The 24,290-nt window shown below is 70.5% G+C and carries 25 protein-coding genes; 19 read left to right on the top strand and 6 right to left on the bottom strand.

What is annotated here, in order from left to right; translation table 11 throughout:
• Positions 1-38 precede the first annotated feature (38 nt).
• Positions 39-1,847 carry a biosynthetic-type acetolactate synthase large subunit gene (gene ilvB / locus QTI20_RS12110; RefSeq protein ID WP_286551151.1) on the top strand — a complete coding sequence of 603 codons (1,809 nt, stop codon included), beginning with the start codon at positions 39-41 and terminating at the stop codon, positions 1,845-1,847.
• An 18-nt stretch (positions 1,848-1,865) separates the two neighbouring features.
• Here the strand turns inward: ilvB and QTI20_RS12105 are convergent, their stop codons facing one another.
• Complete coding sequence (locus QTI20_RS12105; RefSeq protein WP_286551149.1) at positions 1,866-2,759, bottom strand: LysR family transcriptional regulator; 894 nt, start codon at positions 2,757-2,759, stop codon at positions 1,866-1,868.
• Positions 2,760-2,883: 124 nt separating this feature from the next.
• Here QTI20_RS12105 and QTI20_RS12100 point away from each other — a divergent pair, with 124 nt between their 5' ends.
• Genes QTI20_RS12100 through QTI20_RS12075 form a run of 6 tightly spaced genes read left to right on the top strand, consistent with a single transcriptional unit; the run spans position 2,884 to position 8,026 of the window.
• On the top strand, positions 2,884-3,591 hold the full coding sequence (locus QTI20_RS12100; RefSeq protein WP_286551148.1) for a type 1 glutamine amidotransferase domain-containing protein: 708 nt from the start codon (positions 2,884-2,886) through the stop codon (positions 3,589-3,591).
• 22 nt (positions 3,592-3,613) lie between these two features.
• Positions 3,614-4,462 (top strand): type 1 glutamine amidotransferase domain-containing protein, encoded by an 849-nt coding sequence (locus tag QTI20_RS12095; protein ID WP_286551147.1) that lies wholly within the window; start codon positions 3,614-3,616, stop codon positions 4,460-4,462.
• 18 nt (positions 4,463-4,480) lie between these two features.
• Positions 4,481-5,275 (top strand): SDR family NAD(P)-dependent oxidoreductase, encoded by a 795-nt coding sequence (locus QTI20_RS12090; RefSeq protein WP_286551146.1) that lies wholly within the window; start codon positions 4,481-4,483, stop codon positions 5,273-5,275.
• Positions 5,276-5,287: 12 nt separating this feature from the next.
• The gene (locus QTI20_RS12085) at positions 5,288-5,578 is read left to right on the top strand and encodes a putative quinol monooxygenase (protein WP_286551144.1); all 291 of its coding nucleotides are present in this window, start codon (positions 5,288-5,290) and stop codon (positions 5,576-5,578) included.
• Positions 5,579-5,624: 46 nt separating this feature from the next.
• The gene (locus tag QTI20_RS12080) at positions 5,625-6,839 is read left to right on the top strand and encodes an L-dopachrome tautomerase-related protein (protein WP_286551143.1); all 1,215 of its coding nucleotides are present in this window, start codon (positions 5,625-5,627) and stop codon (positions 6,837-6,839) included.
• A 29-nt stretch (positions 6,840-6,868) separates the two neighbouring features.
• A complete protein-coding gene (locus QTI20_RS12075; protein WP_286551141.1) occupies positions 6,869-8,026 on the top strand; it encodes an iron-containing alcohol dehydrogenase in 1,158 nt (385 codons plus the stop codon).
• A 6-nt stretch (positions 8,027-8,032) separates the two neighbouring features.
• Here QTI20_RS12075 and QTI20_RS12070 read toward each other — a convergent pair whose 3' ends face one another.
• The gene (locus QTI20_RS12070; protein ID WP_286551140.1) at positions 8,033-8,641 is read right to left on the bottom strand and encodes a glutathione S-transferase; all 609 of its coding nucleotides are present in this window, start codon (positions 8,639-8,641) and stop codon (positions 8,033-8,035) included.
• Positions 8,642-8,706: 65 nt separating this feature from the next.
• Here QTI20_RS12070 and QTI20_RS12065 point away from each other — a divergent pair, with 65 nt between their 5' ends.
• Together QTI20_RS12065 and QTI20_RS12060 are read left to right on the top strand one after the other, a co-directional pair.
• Complete coding sequence (locus QTI20_RS12065) at positions 8,707-10,149, top strand: NAD-dependent succinate-semialdehyde dehydrogenase (protein WP_286551139.1); 1,443 nt, start codon at positions 8,707-8,709, stop codon at positions 10,147-10,149.
• 46 nt (positions 10,150-10,195) lie between these two features.
• Positions 10,196-10,594: an acyl-CoA thioesterase gene (locus QTI20_RS12060; RefSeq protein ID WP_286551137.1), complete on the top strand. Its 399-nt coding sequence runs from the start codon at positions 10,196-10,198 to the stop codon at positions 10,592-10,594.
• A gap of 37 nt (positions 10,595-10,631) precedes the next feature.
• Here the strand turns inward: QTI20_RS12060 and QTI20_RS12055 are convergent, their stop codons facing one another.
• Positions 10,632-11,759 (bottom strand): glycerol dehydrogenase, encoded by a 1,128-nt coding sequence (locus QTI20_RS12055; RefSeq protein ID WP_286551136.1) that lies wholly within the window; start codon positions 11,757-11,759, stop codon positions 10,632-10,634.
• Between the two features lie 97 nt (positions 11,760-11,856).
• Between QTI20_RS12055 and QTI20_RS12050 the strand changes: the two genes are divergently transcribed.
• The 9 genes from QTI20_RS12050 to QTI20_RS12010 all read left to right on the top strand — a co-directional run bounded on the left by QTI20_RS12050 (position 11,857) and on the right by QTI20_RS12010 (position 20,452).
• Positions 11,857-12,690, top strand: a complete 834-nt coding sequence (locus QTI20_RS12050) for a shikimate dehydrogenase family protein (RefSeq protein WP_286551133.1) — start codon at positions 11,857-11,859, stop codon at positions 12,688-12,690.
• Between the two features lie 47 nt (positions 12,691-12,737).
• Complete coding sequence (locus tag QTI20_RS12045; protein WP_286551131.1) at positions 12,738-14,000, top strand: ABC transporter substrate-binding protein; 1,263 nt, start codon at positions 12,738-12,740, stop codon at positions 13,998-14,000.
• Between the two features lie 112 nt (positions 14,001-14,112).
• The gene (locus tag QTI20_RS12040) at positions 14,113-15,000 is read left to right on the top strand and encodes a branched-chain amino acid ABC transporter permease (protein WP_286551129.1); all 888 of its coding nucleotides are present in this window, start codon (positions 14,113-14,115) and stop codon (positions 14,998-15,000) included.
• Between the two features lie 9 nt (positions 15,001-15,009).
• Positions 15,010-16,041: a branched-chain amino acid ABC transporter permease gene (locus QTI20_RS12035; protein WP_286551127.1), complete on the top strand. Its 1,032-nt coding sequence runs from the start codon at positions 15,010-15,012 to the stop codon at positions 16,039-16,041.
• Positions 16,038-16,784, top strand: coding sequence for an ABC transporter ATP-binding protein (locus tag QTI20_RS12030; RefSeq protein ID WP_183025370.1), 747 nt, complete (start codon positions 16,038-16,040; stop codon positions 16,782-16,784). The genes QTI20_RS12035 and QTI20_RS12030 overlap by 4 nt, the downstream gene beginning before the upstream one ends.
• Positions 16,765-17,481: an ABC transporter ATP-binding protein gene (locus QTI20_RS12025; protein ID WP_286551125.1), complete on the top strand. Its 717-nt coding sequence runs from the start codon at positions 16,765-16,767 to the stop codon at positions 17,479-17,481. The genes QTI20_RS12030 and QTI20_RS12025 overlap by 20 nt, the downstream gene beginning before the upstream one ends.
• Before the next feature lie 144 nt (positions 17,482-17,625).
• Positions 17,626-18,441, top strand: coding sequence for a transketolase (locus QTI20_RS12020; RefSeq protein WP_503011420.1), 816 nt, complete (start codon positions 17,626-17,628; stop codon positions 18,439-18,441).
• Positions 18,442-18,443: 2 nt separating this feature from the next.
• Positions 18,444-19,460 (top strand): transketolase family protein, encoded by a 1,017-nt coding sequence (locus QTI20_RS12015; RefSeq protein ID WP_503011393.1) that lies wholly within the window; start codon positions 18,444-18,446, stop codon positions 19,458-19,460.
• 14 nt (positions 19,461-19,474) lie between these two features.
• A complete protein-coding gene (locus QTI20_RS12010) occupies positions 19,475-20,452 on the top strand; it encodes an NAD(P)H-quinone oxidoreductase (RefSeq protein WP_503011419.1) in 978 nt (325 codons plus the stop codon).
• A 52-nt stretch (positions 20,453-20,504) separates the two neighbouring features.
• Here the strand turns inward: QTI20_RS12010 and QTI20_RS12005 are convergent, their stop codons facing one another.
• From QTI20_RS12005 to QTI20_RS11995, 3 genes are all read right to left on the bottom strand, one after another.
• Positions 20,505-21,230, bottom strand: coding sequence for an SDR family NAD(P)-dependent oxidoreductase (locus QTI20_RS12005; RefSeq protein WP_286551121.1), 726 nt, complete (start codon positions 21,228-21,230; stop codon positions 20,505-20,507).
• 155 nt (positions 21,231-21,385) lie between these two features.
• A complete protein-coding gene (locus QTI20_RS12000; protein ID WP_286551120.1) occupies positions 21,386-22,057 on the bottom strand; it encodes a GntR family transcriptional regulator in 672 nt (223 codons plus the stop codon).
• 89 nt (positions 22,058-22,146) lie between these two features.
• Positions 22,147-23,415 (bottom strand): MFS transporter, encoded by a 1,269-nt coding sequence (locus QTI20_RS11995; RefSeq protein ID WP_286551119.1) that lies wholly within the window; start codon positions 23,413-23,415, stop codon positions 22,147-22,149.
• Positions 23,416-23,588: 173 nt separating this feature from the next.
• On the opposite strand from QTI20_RS11995, the gene QTI20_RS11990 reads away from it, so the two are divergent.
• On the top strand, positions 23,589-24,284 hold the full coding sequence (locus tag QTI20_RS11990) for a cupin domain-containing protein (protein ID WP_286551118.1): 696 nt from the start codon (positions 23,589-23,591) through the stop codon (positions 24,282-24,284).
• Positions 24,285-24,290 lie beyond the last annotated feature (6 nt).

The raw sequence follows: 24,290 nt of genomic DNA, 5'->3' as shown, positions 1-24,290 counted from the left end.
AGAAGCACATTCTGCGCTATTGACCGAAGAATCGAGGCATGAACACCACAGCCCTCGAACGCGATCCCGCCACCCTGCCCCCGCAGCCTGCCGCTGACGCAGTTGCCGCTGAAGCGCAAGCCATCGTGCGCAACGGCGCGCAGGCCCTGCTGGCCACGCTGATCGAATGCGGTGTGGACACGATCTTCGGCTACCCCGGCGGCGCCGCGCTGCCGCTCTACGACGCGCTACACGGCGAGCCGCGGCTGCGCCATGTGCTGGTGCGCCACGAGCAGGCGGCCGTGCACGCGGCCGAGGGCTACGCCCGCACCACCGGTCGCGTGGGCGTGGTGCTGGTCACCTCGGGCCCGGGCGTGGCCAACACCATCAGCGGCCTGCTCGATGCGATGAGCGATTCGGTGCCGGTGCTGTGCATCAGCGGCCAGGTCGCGACCGCCTCCATCGGCACCGACGCCTTCCAGGAAAGCGACGCGCTGGGCATGACCCGGCCCGTGACCAAGTGGAACTTCCAGCCGCGCTCGGCCGACGCGATCCCTGCCGCGGTGCGGCGCGCCTTCGCGGTCGCGACCGGCGGCCGGCCCGGCCCGGTGCTGCTCGACGTGCCCAAGGACGTGCAGGCCGCGCCACTGCGCGGCGGCGAGCCGGCTCCCCTGGCGCGCCGCCTGCCGCGCACGGCCCCTGCGGCCCTGCCGCAGGGCAGCCTGCAGCGCGCGGCCGAACTGCTGGCCGGCGCGCGCCGGCCGGTGTTCTACGGCGGCGGCGGGCTGATCAACTCCGGGCCCGCGGCCTGCGAGGCTTTCACGCAACTCGTGCGGCAGCTCAACGCGCCCTGCACCCTGACGCTGATGGGCCTGGGCGCCTTCCCGGCGTCCGACCCACGCTTCGTCGGCATGCTGGGCATGCACGGCACGCTGGAGGCCAACCTGGCGATGCACGACGCCGACCTGGTGGTCTGCGTGGGCGCGCGCTTCGACGACCGCGTGACCGGCAAGCTCGACGAGTTCTGCCCGCACGCACGCAAGATCCACATCGACATCGACCCGGCCAGCATCAACAAGGTGGTGAAGGTCGACGTGGCGATGGTGGGCGACTGCGCCGCGGTGCTCGAGGCGCTGCGGGTCCTGCCCGCGCTGCAGGGGCTGCCGGCCGAGCGGCTCGCGCCCTGGTGGCAGCGCGTCGAGCGCTGGCGCGCGAAGCGCTGCCTGGACTTCGCGCCGCGCACCGACGTGATCCTGCCGCAGCAGCTCATGCGTTCGCTGCAGCAGGCCGTGGGCGGGCGCGACGCGATCGTCTCGACCGACGTGGGCCAGCACCAGATGTGGGCCGCGCAGTACCTGCGCTTCGACCGCCCGCGCCGCTGGCTCACCTCGGGCGGCGCCGGCACCATGGGCTACGGCCTGCCGGCGATCATCGGCGCGCAGGTCGCGCACCCCGCGGCGCTCGCGGTCTGCGTGAGCGGCGACGCCTCGGTGCTGATGAACATCCAGGAGCTGTCGACCGCGATGCAGCACCGCGCGCCGGTCAAGCTGGTGCTGTCGAACAACGGCTACATGGGCATGGTGCGCCAGTGGCAGGAGCTCAACCACGGCAACCGGCTGAGCCACAGCTGGAACGAGGCCCTGCCCGATTTCGTGGCGCTGGCGCGCGCCTTCGGCTGGGGCGCGCGGCGGGTCGCCGACCCGGCCGAGCTCGAGGCGGCGCTGGCCGAATGCATGGCCCACGACGGCCCCTTCTTCCTCGACGTGCAGGTGGCGGCGCAGGAGAACTGCTTCCCGATGATGCCGGCCGGCCAGGGCCACCACCGCGTGATGCTGGGCAAGGACCGCTGGTACGAAGAGGAAGGTTGAGCCGGGACCGCTCCGGGCTCAGGCCAGGAAATCGATCAGCGCCCGCGACGCGGCCGACAGGCTGCGGTGCGGCGCGAAGATCAGCGAGAAGGGCCGCGAGCGCCCGCGCGTGTGCGCCAGCACCTCGACCAGGCGGCCCTGGCGCAGCAGGTCCTGCGCGATGAAGTCGTAGGTCTGACAGATGCCCATGCCGTGCGCGGCCAGCGACACCACGCCCAGCACGTCCTCGGCCACCTGCAGGTCGGCCGGCGGGGTCCAGTCGAGCGCGCGTCCGTCCTCCATGAAGACCCAGGGGGCGACGCGCCCGGTGCTGGGCATGACGAAGGGAATGCAGGCATGCCGGGCCAGCGCGCCGACAGTCTGCGGCGTGCCCGCGCGCGCGAGGTAGTCCGGCGCCGCGACCAGGCACAGCGGCGCGTCCTCGAGCTGGCGCGCCACCAGGCCGCTGTCGGGCAGCGCCCCGAGGCGGATCGCGAGGTCGTAGCCCTCGGCCACCAGGTCCACGTTGCGGTTGGTGATGCCCAGCTCGATGCGCACCTTCGGGTACTGCTGCCTGAAGCGCTGCAGCGCCGCCGGCAGCCTGTGGTGGCCATAGGTGGTGGGCACGCTGAGCCGCACCCGGCCGCTGAGCTCGCCGTCGCCCGCGCCCTGCACCGACCGCTCCGCGTCGTCGATCAGCGTGAAGGCCGCGCGCGCCTGCTCGAGGTAGCGCTGCCCCGGCTCCGTGAGGCTGAGGCGCCGGGTGGTGCGGCGCAGCAGCTGCACGCCCAGCCGCGCCTCCAGCCGCGTGATCGCGCGGCTCAGCACCGAGGGCGTGGTCGCCAGCGCCACCGCGGCGGCCGTCATCGAGCCTTTGTCGACCACCGTGACGAAGGTCTCCACATCCCCGAGGTGATCGAAGCGTCGACTCATCTTGACTCCTAAAGAACAGATGTTTTCCCTGGGCGGCAGTTTATCGCCGCCATTGCTCTCAATAGAGTCATGGCATCGGGTTCCGGCCCCTGTCTTCCCTCTTTTTTCTTTGGAGCAGCAAACGATGACGTCCTCCACCACCCTCCGCACCCCCGCGCGTCCCGTGCTGATGGTGCTCACCAGCCATGGCACCAAGGGCGCGACCGGCGAGGCCACCGGCTTCTACCTCGGCGAGCTGACCCATCCGCTGGCCGAGCTCGAGGCCGCGGGCATCGGGTACGAACTCGCCTCGATCCAGGGCGGCGAACCGCCGGTCGACGGCCTGGACCTGGGCGACGCGGTCAACGCGCGCTACTGGAACGACGGCACCTTCCGCGCCGCGCTGCGCCAGACCCGACGCCTGGGCGCGGTCGACGCCTCGCGCTACGCCGCGATCTTCTTCGCCGGCGGCCACGGCGCGATGTGGGACTTCCCCGGCAACCCCGACGTGGCCCGCGTGACGCGCGAGATCTACGAAGCCGGCGGCGTGGTCGGCGCGGTGTGCCACGGCCCGGCGGCGCTGGTCGACGTGACGCTGGGCAACGGCGCCTACCTGGTGGCGGGCAAGAACCTCAGCGCCTTCACCGACGACGAGGAGCGCGCGGTGAAACTCGACCAGGTCGTGCCCTTCCTGCTCGCCTCCACGCTCGGCCAGCGCGGCGCGCACCACCATCCGGCGCCCGACTGGAGCGCCAAGGTCGTGGTCGACGGCCGGCTCGTCACCGGCCAGAACCCGCAGTCGGCCGCGGGCGTGGGCGCGGCGATGCGCGAGCTGCTGCTGCGCCGGGACTGAACACCACGCCATCGGAGCCTCCATGAAACACATCCCCCTTCGCCGACTCGCCGCCGCGGCCCTGCTCGGCCTGTCCGCCCTCGGCACCCAGGCCGCCAACGTGCTGGTCGTGCTGTCGGATGCCGACCGCCTGGACCTCAAAGACGGCAAGGTCTTCTCCACCGGCTTCTACCTCAACGAACTGATGCAGCCGGTGAAGCTGCTGCGCGAGGCCGGCCACCAGCTGACCTTCGCCACGCCCAGGGGCGATGCGCCCACGCTGGACGCGTCCTCGGCCGACAAGGCGCACTTCGACGGCGACGAAGCCGCGCTGCGTGAACACCAGGCGCTGCTGGACCAGCTCAAGCTCACTTCGCGCACGGACTCGCCGGTGATCAGCCTCTCGCGCGTGGAGCAGATCGGCTACGCGCACTTCGACGCGGTCTACGTGCCCGGCGGCCACGCGCCCATGCAGGACCTGCTGACCAGCCCCGCGCTCGGCCGCCTGCTGGCGGACTTCCACGCGCGCGGCAAGACCACGGCCCTGGTGTGCCATGGCCCGATCGCGCTGCTGTCGACCTTGCCCGATGCAACGGCCTTCACCCGCCAGCTGGCGGCGAAGGGCACGGTCGCGCCGCGGCCGGACTGGCTCTACGCCGGCTACCGCATGACCGTGATCAGCAACCAGGAGGAAGCGCTGGCCAAGGCCCTGCTCCAGGGCGGTGTCATGAAGTTCTACCCGCAGACCGCGCTGCAGCAGGCCGGCGGCAGCTACCGCAGCAACCAGGTGCCCTTCACCGCGAACGTGGTGACGGACCGCGAGCTGATCACCGGCCAGAACCCCGCGTCGGCGCTCGGTGTCGCCCACGAAATGCTCCAACGACTGAAATAAGCCCCCAAGGAATCCACCATGGACCTGCAACTCCAGGACAAGACCGCCATCGTCACCGGCGCCACCGCCGGCATCGGACTGGCCATCGCCCGCACGCTGGCCGCCGAAGGCGTGGCGGTCACGCTCACCGGGCGCAGCCGCGACAAGCTCGACGCCGCCGTGGCCCAGATCGCCGCGGCCGCGCCGGGCGCCAGGCTCACGGCCATCGTGTCCGACCAGAGCACCGCCGACGGCGCCGCCTCGCTGATCGCGGCGCAACCCGACACCGACATCCTCGTCAACAACCTGGGCTATTACGAAGCCAAGCCCTTCGCCGAGATCAGCGACGAAGACTGGCTGCGCATGCTCGACGTCAACGTGATGTCGGGCGTGCGGCTGTCGCGCCACTACTTCCCGCGCATGCTGCGGAAGAACTGGGGCCGGGTGATCTTCATCTCGAGCGAGGTCGGTGCGTTCACGCCGCCGGACATGGTGCACTACGGCGTGAGCAAGTCGGCCCAGCTCGCGGTCTCGCGCGGGCTGGCCGAGCTGACCCAGGGCACGGGCGTGACGGTCAACAGCGTGCTGCCGGCCGCCACCCGCTCCGAGGGCATCGTCGACTACCTGCGCCAGACCGCGCCGCGCGCCGGCATGAGCGACGCGGAGATCGAGGCCCACTTCTTCAAGACCCACCGCCCCAGCTCGCTGATCGCCCGGATGATCGAAGCCGACGAGGTCGCGGCCATGGTGGCGCTGCTGGCCAGCCCGAAGGGCGCGGCCTCCAACGGCGCGGCCGTGCGCGTCGAGGGCGGCACCTTCCGCTCGATCCTCTGAGCCGGGCCCCCCATGTCCGATCTCGTCATCGTCGCCCTGGTCCAGGCCAAACCCGGCCATGAAGCCAGCCTCGTGAAGGCACAGGCCGCGCTCGCGCCGCTGGCACGCGCGCAGGCCGGCTGCATCAGCTACGAACTGCACGAATCCCTGGCGCAGCCCGGCCGGGTCGTGTTCTTCGAACGCTGGCGCGACCGCGCGTCCTGGGAACGCCACATGCGCGGCCCGCACATGGACGACTTCCGCGCCACCGCCGGCCCGCTGATCGGCGCCTTCGAGCTGCTGCACCTGAAGCAGGTCGCCTGAAGGCGTCGCCTCCTCTCCTTCCTTTCCCCTCCCCACAGAGCACACCATGTTCACTCGCTCCTTCCGCATCGCCGCCTTCGCACTGGCGGCCCTCGTCACCGGCACGCACGCCGCCCACGCAGCCGAAAGCCTGCCGCTCGAACGCTGGCGCAGCTATGCCGGCGTCAGCTGGGAGCCCGCGCAAGGCGGCGCCGATCCGGCCCCCTTCGCGGGCTCGGTCGGCGCGCCGATCGCCGGCATCCACTTCGACGCCCAGGGCCAGGCCTATGTGAGCACGCCACGCCTGATCTCGGCCGCCGCACCGGCGACGCTCAGCCGGCTGGACCTGAGCGCGCGCAGCGGCCCGGCGCGGCTCAGCGCCTTCCCATCGCTCACGGGCAACGCCACGACCGCGGCACCGGAGCAGGCCCTGCGCAACGTGCTCGGCTTCCACGTCGACCGCCGCAACGGCTGGCTCTGGGCGCTCGACATGGGCTTCATCGCCGGTGAATCCGAGGCCCCGGCCGGCGCCCAGAAGGTGCTGGTGCTCGACCTCAAGACCGGCCGCACGGTCAAGCGCATCCCGCTCGACGGCGTGGCCGACCGCAAGGGCAGCTTCCTCAACGACATCGTGGTCGACGAGCGCCGCCGCGTGGCCTACATCTCCGACAGCGGCATGCGCAGCGCGCCGGACAACATGGTCGGCGTGATCGTGCTGGACTTCGCCTCGGGCCAGGCCCGGCGCGTGCTGGACCGGCATCCGGCGCTGCAGATCGAGCGCGAGGTGAAGGTGGTCTCGCACGGTGCCGAGGTCTGGGCCGGCAACCCGCTGCTGATCGGCATCAACGGCATCGCGCTGTCGCCCGACGGCCGCACGCTGTACTGGACCGTGACCACGGGCACCCGCGCCCATGCGATCCCGACCGCGATCCTGCGCCAGGCCGATGCGAGCGCGGCGCAGATCGATGCGGCCGTCCGCGACCTGGGCCCGGTGGGCGGCAACACCGACGGCATCGTCACCGACGCGAAGGGTGCGCTCTACATCACCGACGTCACGCGCAACGGCATCGTGAAGTACGACCCGCGCACGAACACCATGGCGCTGATCGCTTCCGACGACGGCGTGCACTGGCCGGACACGCCGGCCCTGCTGCCGGGCGGTGACCTGGTCTTCACCTCCAGCGCGCTGAACGACCATTTCGCGGGCGCCGTCAAGAGCGGCGCGGAACGCTACGAGCTGTGGCGGCTGCCGCTCGGCGCCCGCAAGGCATCGACCCGCTGAAGACCGCCTTCACGAGGACAGACATCACCATGATGAACTTCGATTTCCACAACCCCACACGCATCGTCTTCGGCCCCGGCACCATCGCGCAGCTGGACCGGCGGGTCCCCGCCAACGCGCGCGTGCTGCTGCTCTACGGCGGCGCGAGCGCGCAGAAGAACGGCACGCTGGACGAGGTCCGGCGCGCCCTCGGCCAACGCGACGTGCAGGAGTTCGGCGGCATCGAGCCCAACCCCACCTACGAGACCCTGATGCGCGCGGTCGCGCTGGTGCGCGCGGAGCGGCGCGACTTCCTGCTCGCGGTCGGCGGCGGATCGATCATCGACGGCAGCAAGTTCGTGGCCGCGGCCGCGGACTTCGAGGGCGACCCCTGGCAGATCCTCGAGAGCGAAGGCCGCAGCGTGCACCGTGCCCTGCCGCTGGGCTGCGTGCTGACGCTGCCCGCGACCGGCTCGGAGATGAACAACGCGGCGGTGGTGACGCGCCAGGCCACGCAGACCAAGCTGGTCTTCATGAGCCCGCACGTGTTTCCGGCCTTCTCGATCCTGGACCCGACCAAGACCTTCACGCTGCCGGCCCGGCAGGTGGCGAACGGCGTGGCCGATGCGTTCACGCACGTGATGGAGCAGTACCTGACCCATCCCGCGGGCGGCCTGGTGCAGGACCGCCTGGCCGAGGGCCTGCTGCAGCTCCTGATCGAGATCGGCCCGCGCACGCTGGCCGAGCCCGAGAACGAGACGCTGCGCGCCAACCTCATGTGGTCGGCCACGCTGGCCCTCAACGGCCTGATCGGCGCGGGTGTGCCGCAGGACTGGGCCACGCACGTCGTGGGACACGAGCTGACCGCGCTGCATGGCATCGACCACGCCCGCACGCTGGCGATCGTCCTGCCGTCGATGCTGCAGGTACGCCGCGAGGCCAAGCGCGCCAAGCTGCTGCAGTACGCCGAACGCGTCTGGGGCCTGGCCGGCGGCACCGAGGATCAACGCATCGACCAGGCCATCGCCCGCACGCGCGCCTTCTTCGAGCAACTGGGCATCCCGACGCGCCTGTCGGCCTACGGCCTCGGTGCCGAGGAGGTCGAACAGGTCGTTGCCCAGCTGGCGGCGCACGGCATGAAGCAACTGGGCGAGCGGCAGGACGTCACGCTGGATGTGAGCCGGGCGGTGCTGCTGGCCAGTCTTTGACGCGCGTCAGGCGGGCTGCGTCGCCACCATCGAAGGACGCTGCCGCACCGCCTCGAACCAGGCCGCCACCTCCGAGCGGCCTTCGCGCCAGGCCAGGTCCGGGAAGCGGAAGTCCAGGTAGCCCAGCGCGCAGGCGACCGTGATGTGACCGATGTCGAAGGCATCGTCGGCGTCCGCGACATGGGCCGCCGCCGCGTCCAGCGAGGCGCTCACCTTGCGCAGCTGGCCTTCGGTCCACGCGGGCCAGCGGCAGGACTCGGGCCGCAGCGTGCCTTCATAGCGTGCGAGCAGCGCGGCCTCGAGCAGGCCATTGCCCAGCGCCTGCGCCTGCAGCGCCCGCCAGCGCAGCGGACCCGGCGCGGGAAAGACGCGCTGCCGGCCGTCGAGCGCATCGAGGTACTCGCAGATCACGGCCGAGTCGTAGAGCGCCAGGCCGTCGTCGGTCAGCAAGGTCGGCACGCGGCCGCTCGGGTTGTGCGCGGCCACCGCGAGGTCGGGCCGGACGGGGCTGGCGGCGGCCGGCAGCGGCTCGATCCTGGCCGCCAGTCCGAGCTCGATCGCGGTCACCGTGACCTTGCGCACGAAGGGCGACGCGGGGGAATGGAACAGCTTCATGGCATGGCTTGGGAGTCAAAAGATATATCATGCATCATCATTCGTTCAAAGGAGACATTTCCATCATGCAAGGCCTCAAGGACCCCACGCTGTTCCGCCAGCAGGCACTGATCGGCGGCGCCTGGCTCGACGCCCCGGAGACCCTCACGGTGCGCAACCCCGCCACCGGGGAGACCATCGGCCAGGTGCCGCGCATGTCCGGTGCCGCCACGCGGCAGGCCATCGAGGCCGCCGAAGCCGCGCTGCCGGCCTGGGCCGCATTGACGGCCAAGCAGCGCTCGGCGCTGCTGCGAAACTGGTTCGAGCGCCTGATGGCCGCGCAGGACGACCTGGCGCTGATCCTGACCACCGAGCAGGGCAAGCCGCTGGCCGAGGCGCGCGGCGAGGTCGCCTACGGCGCGAGCTTCATCGAGTGGTTCGCCGAGGAAGCGCGCCGCACCTACGGCGAGGTGATTCCTTCCGCCAACGCCGACACCCGCCTGGTCGCGCTGCGCCAGCCCATCGGCGTCTGCGCCGCCATCACGCCCTGGAACTTTCCCAACGCCATGCTGGCGCGCAAGCTCGGCCCGGCGCTGGCCGCCGGCTGCACCATGGTGGTCAAGCCCGCTTCGCAGACGCCCTTCTCCGCGCTCGCCATGGCGGTGCTGGCCGAGCAGGCGGGCATTCCGCCGGGCGTGATCAACATCGTGACCGGCAGCGCAAGCGAGATCGCGGGCGAACTCACGGCCAACCCGCGGGTGCGCAAGATCAGCTTCACCGGTTCGACCGAAGTCGGCCGCCAGTTGATGCAGCAGAGCGCGCCCACCATCAAGAAGCTGTCGCTGGAGCTCGGCGGCAACGCGCCCTTCATCGTCTTCGACGACGCCGACCTGGACGCGGCCGTCGAAGGCGCGATGGTCGCCAAGTTCCGCAACAACGGCCAGACCTGCGTGTGCGCGAACCGCATCCTCGTGCACGACGCGGTCTACGAGGCCTTCGCCGCCAGGCTGGTGGCGCGGGTCGCGGCGCTGCGGGTCGGCAACGGCGTCGCGCCCGGCGTGCAGGTCGGGCCGCTGATCGACGCCAAGGCGGTGCAGAAGGTCGAGGAGCACATCGCCGATGCGCTGGCCGGCGGCGCGACCCTGGCGGTCGGCGGGCGGCGGCTGGAGGGCAATTTCTTCGAGCCGGCCGTGATGACCGGCGTCACCTCCGCGATGCTGGTGGCGCGCGAGGAGACCTTCGGCCCGCTCGCGCCGCTGATCCGCTTCGCCGACGAGGACGAGGCGGTCCGGATCGCGAACGACACCGAGTTCGGGCTGGCCTCGTACATCTACACGCGCAGCCTGCGCCGGAGCTGGCGCATCGCCGAGCGGCTGGAGTTCGGCATGGTGGGCGTGAACACCGGCCTGATCTCGACCGCCGAGGCGCCCTTCGGCGGCATCAAGCAATCGGGCCTGGGGCGCGAAGGCTCGCGCCACGGCATCGACGACTACATGGAACTCAAGTATGTCTGCATGGGCGTCGCCTGAGGACGCTCCAGGGGAGGCTCCGCCCCCATGGGACTGGAGCCTGCGCGTGCAGGTGCGCTGGAGCGACCTCGATGCGCTGGGCCACGTGCACCACCTGGCCTACCTGCGCTGGTGCGAGGACGTGCGCAACGAGCATGCGGTGGCCGTCGGGCTGCCCGCGCCGGGCACCGGCGCCTGCTCGCAGGTGATCCTGCGCCTCGACGTGCACTACCTGCGGCCGGCGCCCCGCGACGCCGAACTGCAGATGCGCATGCGGGTGCTGCGCCTGGGCCGCACCAGCGCCGAGGTGCTCTGCCGGCTCGAGGGCCCGGCGCAGGCGCTGTTCGAGGCCCGCGTGACGACGGTGCTGTGCGACGACCGCACGCACCGCCCGGTGCCCTGGCCCGACGCGGTGCGGCAGCGCATCGAAGCGGTCCCGCCGGCGACCGCCGCGCCGAAGCACTAGGGTCTTCGGGATGAGCGGCAGCCCGCTCGCGCGCACCTCAGGCCGCGACCGCCTGCTCCGCCTCGATGCCGTGGATCGCGGCGGCGATCTGCGCCGCGTCGAGCGGGCGCTGGAAATTGCGCACATGCGGCGCGGTCATGGTGAGTTCCGCGATCTGACGGATCTCGGCCGCGGTCGGCGCGCTCACGCCGAGGTCGCCCAACGACGTCGGCAGGCCGATGCCGCGGTAGAAGCCGACCAGTTCCTGCACGAAAGCCGTGTCGCGCTCCTCCAGCACCAGCTGGACCAGCAGGCCGTAGGCCACCTGCAGCCCGTGCAGCGCATCGCGCGCACCGCGCACGGCGGTCAGGCCACGCGTCATCGCATGGGCGATCGACAGGCCGCCGTTCTCGAAGCACATGCCCGACAGCAGCACCGCCGCCTCCACGCAGTTCTCCAGCGCGGCGTCGGGCTGCTGGCGCTCCACCGCACGCAGCGCGGCGGGTGCGTGCGCACGCAGCATGTCGTAGCACAGCGCCGCCAGCGCGCTCGCGGCCAGCGTGCCGGCGCCGCCGTAGATGTTGGCGCCGCCCGCGCGCTGGCATTGGGCCACCTCGAAGGTCTTCGAGACCGCATCGCCGATGCCCGCCAGCAGCAGGCGCGCCGGCGCGCGCGCGATCAGCTCGGTGTCGACGATCACGGCACTGGGGTTGCGCGCCATGTGCTCGACCGCGAGCAGGCGGTGCGCTTCGTCGTAGACCACATAGATCTTGCTGGTCGGCGCATCGTTGGAGGCCACCGTCGGCACGCTGATCACTTCGGCGCCCAGCGCGTGGGCCACGGCCTTGCCGATGTCGATGCCCTTGCCGCCGCCCGCGGCGATGACGGCGGTGGGCGCGAGCGTACGGACCTGGGCGCACAGGCGCTCGATCTCCGGCGGCGTGACCTCGCCCGAGAACAGCGCGACCTCCAGCCGCACGCCGGTGGCCGCGCAGGAGGCGCGCACCTTGGGCTCCACCAGTTGCAGCACCACGCGGTCCGCGACCAGCAGCGCGATCTTTCCGGTCAGCGCGGCCTGCGCGCCGACCGCATCGAGCGCGCCCGGGCCCTGGATGTAGCGCAGCGGCGCACCGAACACGCGCGGACGCGGAGCACCGACGGAAGCGGCGGTGGGGGATGGGGTCATCGGGTTGTCTCCTTGAGTGACGAGGGGGCCTGGGTAAACCCCAGATATGGCGCATGACGCAGGATATATCATACATCTCAACACTTGAAAGACATCCGTGCAATCCCCCGTCCCCCTTCCGTCCGCTGCCTACCCGACCATCGACGGCCACACGCGCCTGGTGCCGCTGCTCGCCTATCCCTCGGAGCATGTGCGCACGCCGGCGCTGTTCAACAGTTACTGCGCGGCCCGCGGCCTCAACGCGGTGATGTTCGCGCTCAAGGTACCGCCCGCGCACCTGCAGTCGACCTGGCAGAGCCTGCGTCACATCGAGAACCTCGCGGGCGTGGTCGTCACCATCCCGCACAAGGCGCCGGTCGCCGCGCTGGTGGATTCGCTGGAAGGCGCGGCCTTGCACATGGGCGTGTGCAACGTGGCGCGACGCGGCGCCGACGGCCGCTTCGTCGGCCGCATGTACGACGGCATCGGTTTCGTCTCTGGCCTCGTCTCGCAGGGCATCGACATCCGCGGCCGGCGCGCCGCCCTGTTCGGCGCCGGCGGCGCAGGCACCGCGATCGCGCACGCGCTGTGCCACCAGGGCCTGGCCCATCTGCACCTGGTCAACCGGACCCAGGCCAAGGCCGAAGCGCTGGCGCGCGAGCTGGCCGCGCTCTATCCGAACGTCACGGTGCACGCCACGCTCGCCGACCCCTCGGCGCTCGACCTCGCGATCAACGGCACCGCCCTGGGCCTGCACGCGGGCGACGCCCTGCCCTTCGACCCGGCCACGCTCGGCCCGGCGACCGTGGTCGCCGAGGTCGTGATGCAGCCCGACACCACCGCGCTGCTCCAGCGCGCTTCGGACCTGGGGCTGCGCGTGCACCGCGGCGTCCACATGGTCCAGACCCAGGTCCAACTGCTGGCCGAGTTCGTCCTCGGGCCGCGGGGCTGAGTCCCGTTCTCTTCCACCCCATTCCCCCATCCACCAGGAGACACTCCATGCAATCTACGAAACCGGGCGCGTTCCGCGCGCTGGCCATGGCGGCAACCGCCATGGCCCTGGGCGGCCTCTGCGCCCTCGCCTCGGCCCAGGCCAAGGACGTGAAGATCGGCTTCGTGCTGCCGCTGTCCGGCGGCGCGGCGACCATCGGCAACCAGACCAAGGTCGGCGCCGAAGTCGCGGTCGCGCAGATCAACGCGGCCGGCGGCGTCAAGTCGATGGGCGGCGCGAAGCTGGTGCCCCTCTTCGCCGACAGCCAGTCCAAGCCCGACGTCGGCGTGGCCGAGACCGAGCGCCTGATCACGCGCGAAAACGTCGCGATGGTGGTGGGTGCCTACAACAGCGGCGTGACCTTCCCCGCGACCGAGCTCGCCGAGCGCTACAAGACGCCCTGGCTGGTCACGGGCGCGGTCAAGGACGAGATCACCGAGCGCAACTTCAAGTACGTGTTCCGCCCGAACAACAAAGCAACCTACGACGCCCGCGAGCAGCTCGACGCCATCGACATGCTCAAGAAGGAAACCGGCAAGGGACCGAAGACCATCGGCCTGTTCTACGAAGGCACCGACTGGGGCCGCTCGCATTCGGCCAACGTCAAGAAGCTGGCCAAGGAACGCGGCTACCAGATCTCGCTCGACGAGTCCTATCCGCCGAACCAGTCGGACTTCTCGGCCCAGCTGCTGAAGATCCGCGCCACCAAGCCCGAGGCGCTGATCGTGGTGGCCTACACGCCCGACCACATTCTGTTCACCCGCCAGTTCAGCGAGGCCGGCGTCTACGTGCCCTACGGCGTGCATTCGGTCGGCGGCGGCTCGGAGGATCCGAACTTCTACAAGGCCGTGTCGCCCAAGACGGTGGAGAACATGTTCGTGCAGGAGGACTTCCAGATCGACATCATGCGGGCCACCAAGGACGCCGCGTCGATCGACGCCGACAAGCGCTTCACGGCCGCGATCGGCTACAGCATCAACGCCTACGGCGGCCAGGGCGTGTCGAACGTCTACATCGTCAAGGATGCGCTCGAGCGCGCCGGCAGCGCCGACCGCGAGAAGCTGCGCGCCGCGCTGGCCGCGACCGACATCACCAGCGGCCCGGCGCTGATCACCGGCTACGAGCGCATCAAGTTCGACGAGAACGGCCAGAACACCTTCGCCCACGGCGTGATCTCGCAGAACCACGGCGGCGAGCGCCGCACCGTCTGGCCCGCCGCGAACCGGCTGGCCGGCGTGACCCCGGTCTGGCCGCTGCCCGAACGTCGCTGAGCCCCGCGCGAACCGACGCGCCTGTCCGTCCGCTCGGCCCGGTGCCGGGCGGCTTCGCGTTTCGCACCCCCTCGCTCTCCGGGCCACGGCCCGGCGGGCTTCGAAAGCCTTTATGGATCCCCTGATTCTTCTCTACGCCGTCGTCAACGGCCTGCTGCTGGGCGGCATCTACGGCGGCATCGCGCTCGGGCTCAGCCTGATCTTCGGCGTGCTGCGCGTGATCAACTTCGCGCACGGCTCCTTCCTCATGGTCGCCATGTACGCGAGCTGGGGCCTCTGGGCTGCGTTCGGCTGGCACCCCTACGCCTCGGTCGTGGTGACCGTGCCCTTCCTCTATCTGCTGGGCTACTTCACCCAGTCCGTGGTGATCGCCCCGCTGATCCGGCGCGAGTCCACGCTGGTGGTGGAGCCGCTCGGCGCTCTGCTGCTGACCACCGGCCTCTACCTGGTGCTCGACAACCTGGTGCTGATGGGCTTCGGCCCGGACGTGCGCTCGGCCAACGTCGAGTTCGCCAGCGGTTCGCTGCTGGTCGCCGGCCTGCCGGTCAACATCCCGCGGCTGATCGGTTGCGCCGCGGGCGTGCTGGTCGCGGCGGCGCTCTGGTGGGCGCTGCGCCACACCGACAGCGGCCGCGCGATCCGCGCCACCGCGCAGAACCGCGAGGCGGCCGCGCTGAGCGGCGTGGACATCCAGCGCGTCTACAACCACACCTTCGGCATCGGCGCCGCGATCCTGGGGCTGTTCGGCGCGCTGCTCACGCCCTTCCTGTCGCTCACGCCCACCGTCGGCCAGATGTTCGGCGTCAAGTCCTTCCTGGTCGTGGTGCTGGGCGGCATCGGCTCGATCCCGGGCTCGATCCTCGGCGGGCTGCTGCTCGGCGTGTTCGAGTCGGTGGCCTCGCAATACGTGACCGCGACCTCGGCCGCCATCTTCTCGTTCGGCCTGTTCATCGCCGTGCTGCTGTTCAGGCCCAACGGCCTGCTTGGCCGCAAGATCTGAAGGAATTCCATGTCTACATCCCGCCGCTCCATCACCGCGGTCCTGGGCCTGCCCCTGCTGGCGATCGCGCTGGTGCTGCCCTTCTTCGTGCAGGAGGCCTACCTGCTGCACTCGCTGACCATGATCCTGTACTTCGCCTACATGGCGTCGGCCTGGAACTTCGTCTGCGGCTACGTCGGCCAGCTCTCGCTGGGCCATGCCGTCTTCGCCGGCCTGGCCGGCTACGCGACCGTGCTGCTCTACACCCAGCTCGGCTGGTCGCCCTGGTTCGGCATGCTGGCCGGGGGCCTGCTCGCGGCCATCCTGGCCGTGATCCTCGGCTACCCGAACTTCAAGCTGCGCGGCCCCTACTTCACGCTCACCACCATCGCCTTCGCCGAGATCGTGCGCATCTGGCTGGAGAACACCGACGAGTTCATGGGCATCCCGCTCAAGGGCGCGCAGGGCCTGGTGGTGCCGCCCAGCGACCTCGGCTGGCAGGTGTTCCAGTTCGAGGGCAAGGTGCCCTACTACTACATCGCGCTCGCGATGCTGGTGATCATGCTGCTGGCCACGGTGGTGCTCGAGCGTTCGCGCCTGGGCTACTACCTCAAGGCGGTGCGCGGCGACCCCAACGGCGCGGCCGCGCTGGGCGTCAACGGCACCCGCTGCTCGCTGACCGCGCTCGCGATCAGCGCCTTCATGACCGGGCTGGGCGGCGCGTTCTACGCGCAGTTCTTCCGCTACATCAATCCCGAGCGCAACCTCGGCATGGAGTTCTCGATCGACACCGCGCTGATGGCCATCGTCGGCGGCCAGGGCACCGTGCTCGGTCCGGTGCTGGGCGCGCTGCTGCTGCACCCGATCGCGGAGATCACCCGCGCCTGGTTCGGCGGCCGCTTCCCCGGCCTGCACCTGGTGATCTACGGCGCCATCCTGATGGTTGCGGTGCTCTATTTCCCCAAGGGCGTGATCGCGCCGCTGCAGCAATGGCTCACGCGCCGCGGCCTGCGCAAGCCCGGTCCGGCCCCCGCCATCGACGTCCAGGAGGTGCGCCCATGAGCGCCATCGGCAACGCCATGCTCGAGGTCCAGGGCCTGCAGAAGCGCTTCGGCGGGGTGCACGCGGTGCGCGACGTCTCGTTCAGCCTGCGGCAGGGCGAGATCCTCGGCCTGCTGGGCCCCAACGGCGCCGGCAAGACCACGGCCTTCAACCTGATCGCGGGCTTCCACCCGCTGGACGAAGGCCAGGTGCGCTTCGAGGGCCGCAACATCGCCGGCATGAACCCCAACCAGATCTGCCATGCGGGCATCGCCCGCACCTTCCAGATCTCGCGGCCCTTCGGCGGCCTGACGGCGCTGGAGAACGTGATGGTGGGCGCCTTCGCCCGCCACCCCACGCGCTCGAAGGCGCGCGCCGAGGCCGAGCGCATGCTCGACTTCCTCGGCATGTCCGCCCGGGCCGACCACGACGCGGGCGACCTCACGGCCTTCGACAAGCGCAAGCTCGAACTGGGCCGCGCGCTGGCCACCGGGCCGCGCCTGCTGCTGATGGACGAGGTCGTGGCCGGCGCCACGCCGAGCGAGGCCGGCGAGATGGTGCGGCTGGTGCACAAGGTGCGCGACCAGGGCATCTCGGTGCTGATCGTCGAACACGTGATGAAGGTGATCATGGGTCTGTCCGACCGCGTGATCGTGATGGACCAGGGCACGCTGATCGCGGACGGCAAGCCGGCCGACGTGGTCAACGATCCGCGCGTGCTCACCGCTTACTTTGGAGAAGGCTATGCCGGCAACGATATTTAGCGCCCGGAACGTCTGGTCCGGCTACGGCGAGCAGCAGGTGCTGCGCGGCGTCGACCTGGAACTCGCGCCCGGCAGCATCACCGCGCTGATCGGCGCCAACGGGGCCGGCAAGACCACTTTCCTGCGCACCGTGTCGGGACTGCTGCGCGCCACGCGCGGCGAGATCCAGCTCGCGGGCGAATCGCTGGTCGGGCGCAAGCCGCACGACATCGTGACCCAGGGCTTCGTCCAGTCGCCCGAGGGCAAGCAGCTGTTCACCGAGATGTCAGTGCTGGAGAACCTGCTCGTGGGCGCCAGCAGCGCGCACGCCAGGGCGGTTCGCCAACGCACGCTGGAGGAAGTGTTCGAGCTGTTCCCGATCCTGGCCGAGCGGCGCGGCCAGCTGGCCGGCACCATGTCGGGCGGCCAGCAGCAGATGGTGGCGGTGGGTCGCGCACTGATGGCGCTGCCCAAGGTGCTGGCGCTCGACGAGCCCTCGCTGGGCCTGGCGCCGATCATGGTGCAGCGGCTGTTCGACAGCATCGTGCGCATCCGCGACCGCGGCCTGGCGGTGCTGGTGATCGAGCAGAACGTGCAGATGGTGCTGAAGATCGCGGACCGCGGCTACGTGCTCGAGAACGGCGCCGTCGCGCTCACCGGCACCGGCGCGGAACTGCTGCACAACCCGCACCTGCGCGCCAGCTATCTGGGGCTCTGAGCGGGGACGAAAGGAAGGCGCCCGCCTTTGTCCCGAAAGAAGATATATCATATATTTAAGTCCACAAAAGGAAGACCCATGACCCCAACCCCCGCCACCGCCGCGCCGAGCGCGGACTTCACGCCCTCCCCCGAGCAGATCGCGCTGCTGCGGGAGAAGGCCCGCTTCGTGCGCCTCGAGACCATCCGACTGATCGAGATCGCGAAGGTCGGGCACTACAGCTCGGTGTTCTCCTGCGCCGAGATCTTCTCGTCGCTCTACTACGACGTGATGCGGCTGCGCGAGGGCGAGCCGCAATGGGCCGACCGCGACCGCTTCCTCATGGGCAAGGGCCACGCGGCCGTCGGCCTGTTCCCGATCCTGGCGGAGAAGGGCTTCATCCCGAAGGCCTCGCTGGACGACTACACCCGCCTGGGCAGCCCGCTGGGCGACCACCCCGACATGACCAAGGTGCCGGGCATCGATTTCAGCTCGGGTTCGATCGGCCATGCGATGTCCGCCGGTGCCGGCATGGCGCTGGGCGGCCGCATGCAGGGCAAGGACTTCGCGGTGTTCGCGATGGTGGGCGACGGCGAGATGCAGGAGGGCCAGGTCTGGGAGGCCGCCCTGTTCGCCGCCCACCACAAGCTGTCGCGCCTGATCGGCATCGTGGACCGCAACGGCTACCAGCTCGACGGCAAGGTGGACGACGTGATCGGCGTCGAGTCGCTGGCCGAGAAGTGGCGCGCGTTCGGCTGGGAAACGCACGAGGTCGACGGCCACGACCTGGGCGCGCTCACCGCCCTGCTGCGCCGCCTGCGCGCCGACACGACGCGCGACCGCCCCGCCTGCGTGATCGCCAAGACCATCAAGGGCCGCGGCGTCTCCTACATGGAGACCGAGCCGGGCTGGCACCTGGGCTACCTCGCCCCCGCCGACGCAGAGGCCGCCGTGGCCGAGATCATGAACAAGGACATCTGAAAATGAGCAAGCTTCTCAGCACCGAATCCTGGCAGTACCGCGCCCTCAACGCCATCACGCCGGGCCTCAACTACTTCTCCGACGCGCTCATCGAGCTGGCCGAGCAAGGCCATCCGGTGGTCGCCGGCTCGGCCGACCTGCAGTACTCGAACGGCCTCAACAAGTTCGCCACCCGCTTCCCCGAGCGCTTCACGCAGTTCGGCATCTCGGAACAGAACATGGTGACGGCCGCCGCCGGGCTCGCGACCACGGGCTACATGCCCTTCGTCGCGACCTTCGCGTCGTTCCTGGGCCTGCTGTGCTGCGAGCAGATCCGCATGGACGTGGCCTACAGCAAGCTGCCGGTGCGCCTGGTCGGCCACCACACCGGCATCTCGCTGGGCTTCTACGGCACTTCGCACCACGCGACCGAGGACATCTCGACCACGCGCGCGATCGCGGGCCTGACGGTGATCTCGCCCGCGGACGGCCCGCAGTTCGCGGCCGCGATCAAGGCCTCGGTGCACTGGCCCGAGCCGATCTACTTCCGCATCGGCCGCGGCCGCGAGCCCGAGGTCTACGAGAAGGGCACGCCCTTCGTCATCGGCAAGGCCATCGAGCACGGCCAGGGCACGGACCTCACGCTGATCGCCTGCGGCATGGCCGTCAAGGGTGCGCTCGACGCGGCCCAGGCGCTGCGCGCCGCGGGCCATTCGGTCGGCGTGCTGGACATGGCGACGATCAAGCCGCTGGACCGCGAGGCCGTGCTGAAGGCCGCGGCCCGCTCGAAGCTGCTGGTGACCGTCGAGGAGCACAACGTGCTGGGCGGCCTCGGCGCCGCGGTTGCCGAGGTGCTGGCCGACGAGGGCACGGGCGCGCGCCTGGTGCGCCACGGCATCCACGACGAGTACAGCCTGATCGCGCCGCCCACGCACCTCTATGCGCACTACCGGCTCGACGGCCCGGGCATCGAGGCCGTGGCACGCGCAGCGCTGGCCGGCGGCACCACCGACTCGGTGCGCAGCGGAGCCGCGGCATGAGCACGCTGTCGTTGATGGACTACGTCGACCACGGCGCGGGCGGCGGTCCGGAGGTGCTGAAGATCGCCAGCGGCCCGCGGCCCGTGCCCGCGCCGGGCGAGGTGCTGATCCGCGTCGCGTACGCGGGCGTCAACCGCCCCGAGGCGCTGCAGCGCGCCGGCCTCTACGCGCCACCGCCCGGCGCTTCGCAGATCCTCGGCCTCGAGGTGTCGGGCGAGGTGGTCGCGCTGGGCGAAGGCGTGGAGCGCTGGAAGGTCGGCGACGCGGTCTGCGCGCTGACCAACGGCGGCGGCTATGCGCAGTACGTGGTCGCGCCGCAGGGGCAGGTGCTGCCCGTGCCGCGGGGCCTGTCGCTGCTGCAGGCCGCGGCGCTGCCGGAGAACTGCTTCACCGTGTGGACCAACCTGTTCCAGCGCGCCGGCCTGCGCGCCGGCGAGAGCGTGCTGGTCCACGGCGGCTCCTCGGGCATCGGGCTCACGGCCATCCAGTTGGCCAGGGCCTTCGGCGCCACGGTGCTGAGCACCGCGGGCAGCGCGGCCAAGGCAGCGGCCTGCCGCGACGCCGGCGCCAGCTTCGCGATCAACTACCGCGAGCAGGACTTCGTCGCCGTCGCGCTCGAGGCCACGGGCGGCCAGGGCGTGAACGTGGTGCTGGACATGGTCGGCGGCCGCTACATCGCGCGCAACCTCCAGGCGCTGGCGGTCGAGGGCCGGCTGGTGCAGATCTCCTTCCTCGAGGCCTCGAAGGTCGAACTGGACTGGACGCCGCTGATGGTCAAGCGCCTGCACTTCACCGGCTCCACGCTGCGGCCACGCAGCCTGGCGGACAAGGCTCGCATCGCCGACGAGTTGCAGGAACGGGTCTGGCCGCTGCTGAGCAGCCAGCAGATCGCGCCCGTGGTGCACCGCGTGTTCCCGATCGCCCGGGCGGCCGAGGCGCATGCGCTGATGGAGTCCTCGGAGCACATCGGGAAGATCCTGCTCGAGGTCTGAGGCTCCGGAGAAGGCCGAGGCGGCGCACGCGCGCCGGCCTCGGCTTTTTTCGTCAGCCGATGTGGAAGCCGCCGTCGACCGGCAGCAGCGCGCCGGTCACGTAGCGCGACGCCGCGGTGCTGAGGAAGCCCACCACGTCGGCCACCTCCTCGGCCGCGCCCCAGCGCTTGGCCGGGATGCGCGCGAGGATGCCCGGCGCGCGGTCGGGGTTGTGGATGGCGCCGCTGGCCAGCCGGGTGTCGATCCAGCCCGGCGCCACCGCGTTCACGCGGATGCCGAGCTCGGCGAAGGCCATCGCGTGCGAGCGCGTGAGCGCCACCACCGCGCCCTTGCTGGCCGCGTACGACGGGTTGTTGCGCGAGCCGAACCAACTGAACATCGACGCGAAGTTCACCACCGCGCCCTGGCGCTTCGCCAGTGCGTCCTTGCAGGCCATGGTCACGAGCTGGGTGCCCACGAGGTTCACCTCCAGCACCTGCCGGAAGCCCTCGGGCTCCCATTCACGCCCTTCGTGCCGGATCAGTCCGGCCGCGTTGACCAGCGCATCGATGCCGTCCAGGCCCTGCACCGCCTGCTTCACGGCGGCCTCGTCGGTGACGTCGAGTTTCGAGAACGCGACGCCCGGGGCGGCGCTGTCCTCGCGGTCCATGCCCAGCGCGATCACGCGCCATCCCAGGCCGGCGAAATGGCGGGCGCACGCCAGGCCGATGCCCGTGCCGCCGCCGGTCACGACAGCCAGCCGGGGCGCCTCGGTCGCGGGGCGTTGCGATGTATTCATGCTTATCTCCTGTGGGTAGGCGGGCCGCCGACGTGACGGCGCGCAAGGGCACGTCGTCGAGCGGCGCCCTCATGATGCATGATATATCTTCGATTCGGACGACGGAAGCCCGTTGCGGCAAAACACGCCCGCACGAGCGGTGCGGGCGGCCGCGTTCAGCTGGCGTTCTGTTTTTCGAGCCAGGCGATGATCACGTCGCTCCAGCGGATGTCGGCCTGGATGGCGATGCGCGCCGCCTCGGGGTCGCGCTTGCGCAGCGCGCGCAGCACCTGGTAGTGCTTGTGGTTGCGGCTGCTGATCTCGCGCCGCGGGATCTCGGTATGGAAGGTCCGCAGCAGCGGGCCCATCATGACCCAGAAGTTCTCGACGGTCGCGGTGACCAGCGGCATCTGCGCGGCCCGCAGCAGCGCGAAATGGAAGTCGGTGTTGAGCTTGGAGGCCAGCGCCGCATCGGTCGAGGCCGCGACCACGAAGGCGTCCTGGATCTTGCTCAGCCGGTCCAGCTCCTCGGCGGTCATCAGCATGCAGGCCCGCTCCGCGGCGGCGCCTTCGAGCGCCATGCGCATCAGCTGGATCTGGCGCAGGTCGTCGGGGCCCAGCGTCGGCACGTGGATCGCGGTGGCGGCGCGCATCTCCAGTGCGCGTTCGCTCACCAGCTTGAAGATCGCTTCGCGCACCGGCGTGATGCTGGTGCCGAGCTGGGTCGACAGGTCCTTGATGCGCAGTCGCTCGCCGGGCGAGAACTCGCCGTCCATCAGCGCGGTGCGGATGCGGCCATAGACACGGGAAGAAAGGTTTTCGCTGGAGAGCTGGGGCAGGACGGACACGGATGGAACCTCGCGCCCCCTCCGGGGGGCAACGGAACATCATATATCCCGCATCGGATCCGGTGGTCGAGTTGGCGACAGTGCCGCCTTCAGCGCAGCGCCTCGCTCTTCGTCTCGGGCACGAAGAAGAACACGATCACCGCGGCCAGGGCGAAGAAGCCGGCCGTGGCGGCCAGCGCGCTGCTCACGCCGTTGCCCTGCGAGAGGAAGCCGACCGCGGCGGGGGCCAGCGCGCTGGTGGCTCGGCCGGTGTTGTAGATGAAGCCCTGCGCCGTCGCGCGGACCTGCGTCGGGAACAGCTCGGCGAAGGTCGGCGCGAAGCCGCTGTAGAAGCCGGTGCCGAAGAAGGCCACGACCGGGCCGAACAGCAGCAGCAGCGTCGGCGACGTGATCGCCACGTAGAGCGGCACCGCCACCGCCGAGGCGAGGAAGAACAGGATGAACGAGCGCCGGCGGCCGATGGCGTCGGCGAAGTAGCCGAACACGATGAAGCCCAGGGCCGCGCCGGCCTGCATCACCACGATCCAGGCGGTCGACTTGAGCAGGTCGAAGCCCGGCCCGCCCTGGGCCACCGGCGTCGCGAGGTAGGTCGGCACCCAGGTGAACAGCCCCCAGTAGCCGCACATCGCCGCCGAGGTGAACGCCAGGCACACCAGCGTGGGCCGCAGGTGCTTGCCGAACAGCACCGCGAAGGTCTCGCCCACCGACAGGCGCCGCTTCTGCTCCAGCCAGATCGAGGATTCCGGCGTGTGGCGCCGGACCCAGAACGCGAACAGCGCCGGCAGCAGGCCGACCGCGAAGGCCCAGCGCCAGCCGAAGTACGGCAGCACCAGCGCCGCGACCAGCGCCGCCAGTGCGTAGCCCAGCGCGAATGCGCTCTGCACCCAGGCCATCACCTTGCCGCGGTGCTCGGCCGGCCAGGTCTCGGTGATCAGCGTCGCGCCCGCCGACCACTCGCCGCCCACACCGAGGCCGAGGATGAAGCGGAAGATCAGCAGCTGCGTCACGGTCTGCGAAAAGCCGCACAGCGCGGTGCCGAGCGAATAGCACAGGATGCTCAGCACCATCGAGCGGGTGCGGCCCAGGCGGTCCGCGAGGAAGCCGAAGACCAGGCCGCCGACCGCGGTGGCCAGCAGCGTCATCGAGGCGATCAGCCCCGCCACGCCCTTGTCGAAGGCCAGGTCGGCGCTGATGTACTTGATCATCATCGCGAACAGCATCAGATCCATGATGTCCAGCATCCAGCCCACATAGGCGGAGCCGAAGGTCTGCCACTGCGCCTTGGTGCGCCCCACGTACCAGCGCGCGTTCGGGGTTGTCGTCGTTGCCGGGTCGGTACCGGCGGTCGCCATGCTCATGGGAGGTCTCCTGGGGGGCCGCAAACGCTGCGGCCACGCGTCTTCATGAAAGATACATTCGTATCGAAGAACGAATCTTATGAAGTCTTATGAGATTTCACCTCAGTATTAACCATTAATAGACATACGCGTCTCGTTTATCGATACTCCAGGCTTCAAACCTTGGAGTTCCCATGCATCGATTCAAGCTGCGCCTTCTGGAAGACCGCATCCCCGCCCACCACGCCCCGGTCTACCTGCCCGCCCTCTCGCGGGCGATCTATGTGGTCGAGGGCCAGCTCGCCGTCGAATTCGCCACCGGCGCGCAACATGTGGTGCACGACACGGCCTGGGTCGGCGACGACGCGCTCGCGCTGCTGGCCGGCGATTCGGAGGTGGTGCTCTGGCGCTGGGAACTGGTGCCGCACGACACGGCGCAGCCGGGCACGCTGCGCTCCGCGCCGGCCACGCGCTCGGTCTGCAAGCTGGAGCAGGCGATCGAGCTGGACAGCAGCTTCGACTGGCTCATGCGCTGCGACCGCGTGGCCTTTCCGCCCGGCGGCGTGGCGCTGACCCACGTCCACCAGGGGCCGGGCATCCGCTGCTGCCTCGACGGCGAGATCACCATCGAGACCCAGGGCACGACGCAGGTCCACGGGCCCGGCGACGCCTGGTTCGAGCTGGGCCATGCGCCGGTGCTCGCGCCCACCACCCGGGACAGCGCGACCACCTTCATCCGCTGCTTTATCCTCCCGCAGGCCTGCCGCGGGCGCAGCTCGATCCGCTTCGTGCGGCCGGAGGACGCCGGCCAGCCCAACACCCAGAAGTACCATGTGTACGCAGAGCGCTTCCTGCGGCTCGAGCGCCCCGGCGCCCCACGACACGACTGACCTCTC

The sequence above is a fragment of the Variovorax sp. J2P1-31 genome (genome assembly GCF_030317215.1).
Lineage (GTDB): Bacteria > Pseudomonadota > Gammaproteobacteria > Burkholderiales > Burkholderiaceae_C > Variovorax.
Note: the sequence above shows the minus strand (reverse complement) of the source record. Positions and strands in the feature narration are given on the sequence as shown.

Bases quoted from the DNA above. Each gene is read 5' to 3' on its own strand.
- ilvB (WP_286551151.1), top strand. From the start codon at position 39: ATGAACACCACAGCCCTCGAACGCGATCCCGCCACCCTGCCCCCGCAG.
- QTI20_RS12105 (WP_286551149.1), bottom strand. From the start codon at position 2,759: ATGAGTCGACGCTTCGATCACCTCGGGGATGTGGAGACCTTCGTCACG.
- QTI20_RS12100 (WP_286551148.1), top strand. From the start codon at position 2,884: ATGACGTCCTCCACCACCCTCCGCACCCCCGCGCGTCCCGTGCTGATG.
- QTI20_RS12095 (WP_286551147.1), top strand. From the start codon at position 3,614: ATGAAACACATCCCCCTTCGCCGACTCGCCGCCGCGGCCCTGCTCGGC.
- QTI20_RS12090 (WP_286551146.1), top strand. From the start codon at position 4,481: ATGGACCTGCAACTCCAGGACAAGACCGCCATCGTCACCGGCGCCACC.
- QTI20_RS12085 (WP_286551144.1), top strand. From the start codon at position 5,288: ATGTCCGATCTCGTCATCGTCGCCCTGGTCCAGGCCAAACCCGGCCAT.
- QTI20_RS12080 (WP_286551143.1), top strand. From the start codon at position 5,625: ATGTTCACTCGCTCCTTCCGCATCGCCGCCTTCGCACTGGCGGCCCTC.
- QTI20_RS12075 (WP_286551141.1), top strand. From the start codon at position 6,869: ATGATGAACTTCGATTTCCACAACCCCACACGCATCGTCTTCGGCCCC.
- QTI20_RS12070 (WP_286551140.1), bottom strand. From the start codon at position 8,641: ATGAAGCTGTTCCATTCCCCCGCGTCGCCCTTCGTGCGCAAGGTCACG.
- QTI20_RS12065 (WP_286551139.1), top strand. From the start codon at position 8,707: ATGCAAGGCCTCAAGGACCCCACGCTGTTCCGCCAGCAGGCACTGATC.
- QTI20_RS12055 (WP_286551136.1), bottom strand. From the start codon at position 11,759: ATGACCCCATCCCCCACCGCCGCTTCCGTCGGTGCTCCGCGTCCGCGC.
- QTI20_RS12045 (WP_286551131.1), top strand. From the start codon at position 12,738: ATGCAATCTACGAAACCGGGCGCGTTCCGCGCGCTGGCCATGGCGGCA.
- QTI20_RS12040 (WP_286551129.1), top strand. From the start codon at position 14,113: ATGGATCCCCTGATTCTTCTCTACGCCGTCGTCAACGGCCTGCTGCTG.
- QTI20_RS12035 (WP_286551127.1), top strand. From the start codon at position 15,010: ATGTCTACATCCCGCCGCTCCATCACCGCGGTCCTGGGCCTGCCCCTG.
- QTI20_RS12030 (WP_183025370.1), top strand. From the start codon at position 16,038: ATGAGCGCCATCGGCAACGCCATGCTCGAGGTCCAGGGCCTGCAGAAG.
- QTI20_RS12025 (WP_286551125.1), top strand. From the start codon at position 16,765: ATGCCGGCAACGATATTTAGCGCCCGGAACGTCTGGTCCGGCTACGGC.
- QTI20_RS12015 (WP_503011393.1), top strand. From the start codon at position 18,444: ATGAGCAAGCTTCTCAGCACCGAATCCTGGCAGTACCGCGCCCTCAAC.
- QTI20_RS12010 (WP_503011419.1), top strand. From the start codon at position 19,475: ATGGACTACGTCGACCACGGCGCGGGCGGCGGTCCGGAGGTGCTGAAG.
- QTI20_RS12005 (WP_286551121.1), bottom strand. From the start codon at position 21,230: ATGAATACATCGCAACGCCCCGCGACCGAGGCGCCCCGGCTGGCTGTC.
- QTI20_RS11995 (WP_286551119.1), bottom strand. From the start codon at position 23,415: ATGAGCATGGCGACCGCCGGTACCGACCCGGCAACGACGACAACCCCG.
- QTI20_RS11990 (WP_286551118.1), top strand. From the start codon at position 23,589: ATGCATCGATTCAAGCTGCGCCTTCTGGAAGACCGCATCCCCGCCCAC.